This is a genomic window from Undibacterium sp. Ji42W (assembly GCF_049340405.1).
Lineage (GTDB): Bacteria > Pseudomonadota > Gammaproteobacteria > Burkholderiales > Burkholderiaceae_D > Undibacterium.
On sequence record NZ_JBMPOV010000015.1, the window covers coordinates 127,012 to 135,372 of the forward strand.

Below are 8,361 nucleotides of genomic sequence, written 5' to 3' on the forward strand. Positions count from 1 at the left end.
AACGCTTGGTGGCTGAATGGTGCTGCAACAGAAGCTTCGCCGCTTTACCCTGTTCGCATGAGCGGGAGAGCCAGGTCTTTTCGACACAGGTTCCGCTGATACCGGGAACGACATTACTTCCAAACTGCTTGCCAGGTTTAACGGCCATCGCCCGAATGCTATCCGGGCGATGACTTTGCTACGCAATTACAAAAAACTAAACTTCTTAGCTACGTTCGAGATCAATATCGATACCCAGAGAGCGGATTTCTTTAACCAGAACGTTGAAGGACTCAGGCATGCCGGCGTCGATCACATGGTCACCCTTGACCAGGTTTTCGTACACTTTGGTACGGCCATTCACGTCATCTGACTTGACTGTCAACATCTCTTGCAAGACGTAAGACGCGCCGTAAGCTTCCAGTGCCCAGACTTCCATCTCACCGAAACGCTGACCACCGAACTGTGCTTTACCGCCCAGTGGTTGTTGCGTGACCAGAGAGTAAGGACCGGTCGAACGTGCATGCATCTTGTCATCCACCAGATGATGCAATTTCAGTACGTGCATGTAACCCAGTGTGACTTTACGCTCGAACGCTTCACCGGTACGGCCATCAAACAGGGTAACCTGGTTTTTCGATGGTGTCATACCCAGTTGCGCGGCGATATGGTCAGGGAAGGCCAGATCCAGCATGCGACGGATTTCATCTTCATGCGCACCGTCAAACACGGGGGTTGCAAATGGCACACCATGTTTCAGGTTGTTGGTCAATTCCAGGATTTCAGCATCGGAGAAACCGTCGATGTCTTCCTTCTTGCCAGATTCGTTATAAATCTTCTTCAGGAAATCACGCAGTTCTTCTACCTTGGCTTTGGCTTTCAGCATTTCGCCTATGCGCAAGCCCAGGCCTTTCGCCGCCCAGCCCAGATGCACTTCCAGAACCTGACCAACGTTCATCCGTGATGGAACACCCAATGGGTTCAACACGATGTCTGCTGGTGTACCGTCAGCCATGTAAGGCATGTCTTCGATAGGCACGATACGGGAAACCACACCCTTGTTACCGTGACGACCCGCCATTTTGTCACCAGGTTGCAGGCGACGTTTAACAGCCAGGTAAACCTTGACCATTTTTTGTACGCCTGGCGGCAATTCATCGCCTTGCGTCAGCTTGGTACGTTTTTCTTCGAAAGCCAGATCGAACTGATGACGTTTTTCAGCGATGGAATCTTTCATCGCGACCAGTGAATTGGCTGCATCATCAGATGCCAGGCGAATATCGAACCAGTGGTATTTATCCACGCTGGCCAGGTATTCCTTGGTGATCTTGGTGCCTTTAGCCAGTTTGGCCGGGCCGCCGTCAGCGATCTTGCCATCCAGCATACGTTCCAGACGCTCAAATGCATCGCCTTCAACAATACGCAACTGATCGTTCAAATCGAGGCGATAACGCTTCAATTCATCATCGATAATCTGTTGTGCACGTTTGTCGCGTTGTATGCCTTCGCGGGTGAACACTTGTACGTCAATGACCGTACCTACCATGCCAGAAGGCACGCGCAGGGAGGTATCTTTCACGTCAGAAGCTTTTTCACCGAAAATGGCGCGCAGCAGTTTTTCTTCTGGTGTCAGTTGAGTTTCACCTTTTGGTGTCACTTTACCGACCAGGGTATCACCGGCTGTTACTTCAGCACCGATGTAGACGATACCGGATTCATCCAGACGTGCCAGCTGGTTTTCTGCCAGGTTGGAGATATCGCGGGTAATTTCTTCCGCACCCAACTTGGTGTCACGGGCAACCACCGACAACTCTTCGATATGAATCGAGGTATAGCGGTCATCAGCCACCACTTTTTCAGAGATCAGGATCGAATCTTCGAAGTTATAACCATTCCATGGCATGAACGCGACCAGCATGTTCTGACCCAGGGCCAATTCGCCCAGATCTGTGGATGCGCCGTCGGCCAATACGTCACCTTTAGCGACCAGATCGCCAACTTTAACGATAGGACGTTGGTTGATATTGGTGTTCTGGTTGGAACGGGTGTACTTGATGAGATTGTAGATATCCACACCAACTTCACCAGCCTGTGCTTCAGCATCATTCACACGAATAACGATACGGCCCGCATCAATGTAATCCACTTTACCGCCACGCAGTGCCTGTACTGTTGTACCGGAGTCAACTGCCACAGTACGTTCGATACCTGTACCGACAAATGCTTTTTCTGGACGCAAGCAGGGAACGGCCTGACGTTGCATGTTGGCACCCATCAACGCACGGTTCGCATCATCGTGTTCGAGGAAGGGGATCAAGGATGCCGCAACAGAAACCACCTGACCTGTCGCCACGTCCATGTACTGGATACGTTCCGGGGATACCAGGATCGTTTCGCCAGCTTCACGGGCAGAGACCAGTTCATCGATGAGTTTGCCTTCGCCGTCGATCGTTGCATTCGCCTGGGCGATGATGTAACGGCCTTCTTCAATCGCAGACAGATAGTCGATCTGTGGTGTGATTTTGCTGTCAACCACTTTACGGTATGGTGTTTCCAGGAAGCCGTATTCGTTCAGACGTGCATACAGAGCCAGCGAGTTGATCAAACCAATGTTTGGTCCCTCTGGTGTCTCAATCGGGCAAACGCGACCATAGTGGGTTGGATGAACGTCGCGGACTTCAAAGCCGGCGCGCTCACGAGTCAAACCACCAGGTCCCAAGGCGGAAATACGGCGCTTATGCGTGATTTCTGACAATGGGTTGGTCTGATCCATAAACTGGGACAATTGTGAAGAACCGAAGAACTCACGAATCGCAGCCGAAATAGGCTTGGAGTTGATCAGGTCATGCGGCATCAGGTTGTCGGCTTCAGCCTGACCCAGACGCTCTTTGACAGCACGTTCAACACGTACCAGACCAGCACGGAACTGGTTCTCGGCCAATTCACCAACGCAACGTACGCGACGGTTACCCAAGTGATCAATATCATCGACTTCGCCGCGGCCATTGCGCAACTCAACCAAGATCTTGATCACGGCCAATACGTCTTCATTCGACAAAGTCATGGCGCCAGTCAGTTCATCACGGCCAATACGGCGGTTGAACTTCATGCGGCCCACTGCGGACAGATCGTAACGGTCTTCGCTGTAGAACAGGCCATTGAACAGGGCTTCAACAGAATCTTCTGTTGGCGGTTCGCCAGGACGCATCATGCGGTAGATGGCAACGCGGGCAGCCATCTGGTCCGCTGTATCGTCAGCGCGCAGAGTCTGGGAAATGTAAGCACCCTGATCCAGGTCATTGGTGTACAGAGTCTGGATATCCGTGACTTTGGCGTCGCGCAAGCGACCCAGCAATTCTTCTGTCAGCTCATCATTGGCATTGGCAATGACTTCACCAGTGTCTGTATCAACGATGTTCTTGGCCAGGACGCGACCCAGCAAGTAGTCTTCGGGCACAGAAATGTGCTTGATACCACCGGCTTCGATTTCACGGACATGCTTGGCATTGACACGCTTGTCTTTGGCAACGATGACTTTGCCGTCTTTGTCGCTGATGTCAAAACGGGCAACTTCGCCACGCAGACGTTCTGCGACGAATTCCATTTCTGCGCCATCACTGTGCAGGTTGAAATTATCAAAGACAAAGAAATTGGCCAGAATCTGTTCATTGCTCATGCCTATGGCGCGCAGCAAGATAGTGACTGGCATCTTGCGACGACGGTCAATACGGAAGAACAGGATGTCTTTAGGATCGAATTCAAAATCGAGCCAGGAACCACGGTAAGGAATGATCCTTGCCGAGAACAACAATTTGCCGGACGAATGTGTCTTGCCGCGGTCATGTTCAAAGAACACGCCAGGGGAACGGTGCAACTGAGACACGATAACGCGCTCAGTACCGTTGATAACAAAAGAACCAGTGGTTGTCATCAAAGGCAATTCGCCCATGTAGACTTCCTGTTCTTTCATTTCTTTGACAACCGGCTTGGTTGGTGATTCCTTGTCCAGAATGACCAGACGGACTTTTGCACGCAAAGGCGATGCATAAGTCAGGCCACGCAATTGACATTCCTTGACGTCGAACGCAGGATCGCCTAAAACGTAGGACAGGAATTCAAGACGTGCGAACCCGTTGTGCGAAACAATCGGGAAAATCGAGGTGAAGGCAGACTGCAAACCCTCGTTCTTGCGGGTTGGCGGTGTTCTGTCTTCTTGTAAAAAGCTCTGGTACGACTCGATTTGAGTCGCCAGCAAGAACGGAACGTTGTGGACGTTGGCGCGCTTCGCAAAAGATTTACGAATACGCTTCTTCTCAGTAAATGAGTAGTGCATGGACACTCCGTGAGTGGCAAGGAAGGATAGAGAATTCAGGATTCTTGTCACAAAAATAAAACATAGCAACTCTGTGACAAAAAAACCTCAAGTCTCAACCCTCGGTCTTAATAAACAGCTAAACAACCCTGAACGACAAAGAAGCCAAAGAGGAACCCTCTCTTCCAAGAGGATTCCTGTCTTTGACTTGGGCAAATCCGAAGACTTGCCATGATACCTGAATTACTTGATGTCGGCTTTCGCGCCAGCATCTTCCAGTTTTTTCTTAGCTGCGTCAGCATCAGCTTTGGAAACTGCTTCTTTAACTGCTTTTGGTGCGCCATCAACTACGTCTTTAGCTTCTTTCAAGCCCAGACCAGTGATTTCACGAACTGCTTTAATGACGCCAACTTTGTTTGCGCCAACTTCAGTCAGAATTACGTTGAATTCTGTTTGTTCTTCAACTGCTGCTGCTGGACCGGCTGCTGCTGGGCCTGCTACTGCTGCTGCGGATACACCAAATTTTTCTTCGAAAGCTTTTACCAGGTCGTTCAGGTCCATTACGGACATCGCGCCTACGGCTTCCAGGATATCGTCTTTGCTAAGTGCCATTTGAAACTCCAATTAATTAATTACATTGATACGGTATTTGACGGAAAAAACTTATTCTGCGGCAGCTTCAGCAGCTTCTTCAGCTACTGGTGCTGCAGGAGAACCTGCTTCTTTCTGTGCTGCGACGGCTGCCAGAGCACGTGCGAAAGCGGATACAGGAGCCTGCATCATGCCAACCACTTGCGCCAACAATACTTCACGGCTAGGAATGCTTGCCAATGCGACAACGCCAGCTTTATCCAGCGATTTGCCTGCATAGTTACCCGCTTTAACAACCAGTTTGTCATTGCTTTTTGCAAAGTCTTGAACGACTTTAGCAGCGGCAACAGCATCTTCCGAGATTGCATAAATCAACGGACCAGTCATTTCAGAAGCGAGACTTGCAAATGCAGTTCCCTCAACAGCGCGACGTGCCAATGTGTTTTTCAACACACGCATGTATACGCCTTGAGCGCGTGCGCTAGCACGCAATTGCGTCAAATGACCGACCTGGATGCCACGATATTCGGCCACGACGATCGTCTGTGCAGTTGCTACTTTTGCAGAGACTTCAGCGACGACGGCTTTTTTGTCATTCAGATTGAGACTCACGGTCAACCTCCATTAATGATATTCAGTCCATACACCGGAATGATGTACTTCCCTCATATCGTTTCGAACACGGCGTCCGAAGTTAGGAGTTTCACTGGGGGACCAGTAATCACTACAAAACTTGTTCGGGTACACCATCTGCGTTGGGACCTGTCGATTGCTCTTCAGATATTAACCTCATGCTTGGAAAACTACACTCGCACACTCGGCCCAACGGTCTTTGACACTCTGGATGCTTGTTCAAAACATCCAGCCCAAAGATGCGCCCTGCATCATCGATGCAGGGACTTAATTCTTGCTTAGCCTGCCAGATTAGCGTGATCTACACGTACACCTGCACCCATAGTGGATGAGATGGATACTTTACGCAGATACACACCTTTGCTGGATGCTGGTTTAGCTTTGTTCAAAGCTTCAATCAGCGCAACCAGATTGGACTTCAGGTCACCATCAGCAAACGATTTACGGCCGATTGTTGTGTGGATGATACCTGCTTTATCTGTACGGTATTGTACTTGACCAGCTTTTGCATTTTTAACTGCAGTAGCTACGTCAGGAGTCACTGTACCGACTTTAGGATTAGGCATCAAACCGCGTGGACCCAGGATCTGACCCAGAGTACCGACGATACGCATAGTGTCTGGAGAAGCGATAACGACGTCAAATGGCATGTCGCCAGCTTTAACGCGCTCAGCCAAATCTTCCATACCTACGATATCAGCACCGGCAGCTTTCGCTTCTTCCGCTTTTGCACCTTGTGCAAATACGGCTACGCGTACTGTCTTGCCTGTACCAGCTGGCAATACCACTGCGCCACGAACAACCTGGTCAGATTTCTTAGGATCAACACCCAATTGGACGGATACGTCGATGGATTCGTTGAATTTTGCTGTTGCGCATTCTTTGATCAAGGCGATAGCATTGTCAAATGGATACACTTTCAGACGGTCAACTTTCGTTGCCAGCAATTTTGCTTTTTTAGATAACTTAGCCATTACAGACCCTCTACCGTGATGCCCATGGAACGAGCAGAACCAGCAATAGTACGCACTGCTGCGTCCATATCAGCTGCTGTCAAATCAGCGCGTTTAACTGTCGCGATTTCTTCAGCTTGCTGGCGAGTGATTTTGCCAACTTTATCTGTATGCGGTTTTGCAGAACCTTTAGTGATGCCAGCTGCTTTTTTGATCATGTAAGTTGCTGGAGGAGTCTTCATCACGAATGTGAACGACTTGTCAGCAAATGCGGTGATCACAACAGGAATAGGCATGCCTGGTTCCATACCTTGGGTCTGCGCGTTGAACGCTTTGCAGAATTCCATGATATTCAGACCACGTTGACCCAGAGCTGGACCGATAGGTGGGGATGGGTTTGCTTTACCAGCTGGCACTTGCAGCTTGATAAAACCAATGATTTTCTTTGCCATGTTTGGCTCCTTCAAAAAATGAGTAGTAGCGCCTGCCGGTATCTTTTCACACCAGCAGGCTCCTCTGCCTGCTGAGAATTGCCTGTATTGCCACAGTCAATGCTCTAACTAGTTTCAACAAATTGCTTTGTTACGTACTGGTCAAACGTGAATCCTGTTAAACCTTTTCGACCTGGGAGAATTCCAGCTCTACTGGGGTAGCACGGCCAAAAATAGTGACCGTCACGCGTACTTTGGATTTTTCATAATTGACTTCTTCGACATTGCCGTTAAAGTCAGTGAAAGGACCATCCTTGATGCGGACTACTTCGCCTACTTCGTACAAGACTTTTGGCCTTGGCTTTTCCACACCTTCTTGCATCTGCTGCAAAATCTTGTCGACTTCGTGCTGCGGTATCGGAGAAGGCTTGTTTGATTTGCCACCGATAAAACCGGTTACCTTGCTGGTGTTTTTCACCAAATGCCAAGTATCGTCAGTCATTTCCATTTCAACGAATACATAGCTGGGGAACAAACGGCGCTCAGTGACGACTTTCTTGCCATTCTTTGGCTCTATCACTTCTTCAGTCGGAACCAGAATCTGACCGAATTTATCTTGCATCTCTGCGCGCTCTATACGCTCCAACAATGCACGTTGCACGCTCTTCTCCATACCGGAATAAGCGTGTACGGCGTACCATCTTTTAGCACTTTTAGGTACAGACACCGCTGGCGCTGTACCTTCTTCGTTTTCCTGAATGTTCTCGCTCATTATTTTTTCCATCCGAGGATTACGTCATACAACACAAATCCGATCAATTGATCGGTGCCCCACAGGAAAAGCGCCATCACCAGAACAAAGCCAAATACCACGGCAGTGATCTGCCCCGCTTCTTTGCGGGTTGGCCATACAACTTTTTTAGTTTCGCGCACAGCTTCTTTTGCAAAGCTGACAAAATCACGACCCATTTCAGAAGTTGCGACAAATCCAACAGCAACCAACAAACCAACTACCAAAGCAATGGCACGTACCCACGTTGCCTGTCCAGCGAGAATATAAAAAGCAGCAACACCGGCAATTGCAGCCACTACCGCCAGAATGACTTTGTACTTGTCATTGGATGTACTAACTGTTTGAACGGGATGATTAGACATACTTTATTTACTTTCGGTGGCCTGTGGCCTTGATGGTGGCAGGGGCGGAGGGAATCGAACCCGCGACCTTCGGTTTTGGAGACCGACGCTCTGCCAATTGAGCTACACCCCTACATCTTGACAATTGATGCGTGCATTACCCAATGCATTCAGGGTAATGCACGCATTTTACTACTTATTTATTACTCGATGATTTTAGCAACAACGCCAGCACCGACTGTACGGCCACCTTCACGGATAGCGAAGCGCAAGCCTTCTTCCATCGCGATCGGGTTGATCAGTTTTACAGTGATAGAAACGTTATCAC

General features: G+C 49.3%; 7 protein-coding genes, 1 tRNA gene and 1 pseudogene. All 9 read right to left on the bottom strand.

Features of this window, described 5'->3' with window-relative positions; all coding sequences use genetic code 11:
- Positions 1-205 precede the first annotated feature (205 nt).
- The gene (gene rpoB / locus ACO0LG_RS26420; protein WP_423031077.1) at positions 206-4,312 is read right to left on the bottom strand and encodes a DNA-directed RNA polymerase subunit beta; all 4,107 of its coding nucleotides are present in this window, start codon (positions 4,310-4,312) and stop codon (positions 206-208) included.
- Positions 4,313-4,534: 222 nt separating this feature from the next.
- The gene (gene rplL / locus ACO0LG_RS26425; protein ID WP_423031079.1) at positions 4,535-4,903 is read right to left on the bottom strand and encodes a 50S ribosomal protein L7/L12; all 369 of its coding nucleotides are present in this window, start codon (positions 4,901-4,903) and stop codon (positions 4,535-4,537) included.
- Positions 4,904-4,954: 51 nt separating this feature from the next.
- Positions 4,955-5,494 carry a 50S ribosomal protein L10 gene (rplJ, locus tag ACO0LG_RS26430; RefSeq protein ID WP_186949960.1) on the bottom strand — a complete coding sequence of 180 codons (540 nt, stop codon included), beginning with the start codon at positions 5,492-5,494 and terminating at the stop codon, positions 4,955-4,957.
- A 299-nt stretch (positions 5,495-5,793) separates the two neighbouring features.
- On the bottom strand, positions 5,794-6,489 hold the full coding sequence (gene rplA, locus ACO0LG_RS26435; protein WP_186956790.1) for a 50S ribosomal protein L1: 696 nt from the start codon (positions 6,487-6,489) through the stop codon (positions 5,794-5,796).
- Positions 6,489-6,920, bottom strand: coding sequence for a 50S ribosomal protein L11 (gene rplK, locus ACO0LG_RS26440; RefSeq protein WP_186956792.1), 432 nt, complete (start codon positions 6,918-6,920; stop codon positions 6,489-6,491). Before rplK ends, rplA begins: the two co-directional genes overlap by 1 nt.
- Positions 6,921-7,077: 157 nt before the next feature.
- Complete coding sequence (gene nusG, locus ACO0LG_RS26445; RefSeq protein WP_423031081.1) at positions 7,078-7,671, bottom strand: transcription termination/antitermination protein NusG; 594 nt, start codon at positions 7,669-7,671, stop codon at positions 7,078-7,080.
- Complete coding sequence (secE, locus tag ACO0LG_RS26450; protein ID WP_423031083.1) at positions 7,671-8,054, bottom strand: preprotein translocase subunit SecE; 384 nt, start codon at positions 8,052-8,054, stop codon at positions 7,671-7,673. Before secE ends, nusG begins: the two co-directional genes overlap by 1 nt.
- Positions 8,055-8,090: 36 nt before the next feature.
- Positions 8,091-8,166 (bottom strand) — tRNA-Trp (locus ACO0LG_RS26455).
- A 70-nt stretch (positions 8,167-8,236) separates the two neighbouring features.
- Positions 8,237-8,361, bottom strand: a pseudogene (tuf, locus tag ACO0LG_RS26460) (elongation factor Tu); the annotation flags it as partial.

Bases quoted from the DNA above. Each gene is read 5' to 3' on its own strand.
- rplA (WP_186956790.1), bottom strand. From the start codon at position 6,489: ATGGCTAAGTTATCTAAAAAAGCAAAATTGCTGGCAACGAAAGTTGAC.
- rplK (WP_186956792.1), bottom strand. From the start codon at position 6,920: ATGGCAAAGAAAATCATTGGTTTTATCAAGCTGCAAGTGCCAGCTGGT.
- nusG (WP_423031081.1), bottom strand. From the start codon at position 7,671: ATGAGCGAGAACATTCAGGAAAACGAAGAAGGTACAGCGCCAGCGGTG.
- rpoB (WP_423031077.1), bottom strand. From the start codon at position 4,312: ATGCACTACTCATTTACTGAGAAGAAGCGTATTCGTAAATCTTTTGCG.
- secE (WP_423031083.1), bottom strand. From the start codon at position 8,054: ATGTCTAATCATCCCGTTCAAACAGTTAGTACATCCAATGACAAGTAC.
- rplL (WP_423031079.1), bottom strand. From the start codon at position 4,903: ATGGCACTTAGCAAAGACGATATCCTGGAAGCCGTAGGCGCGATGTCC.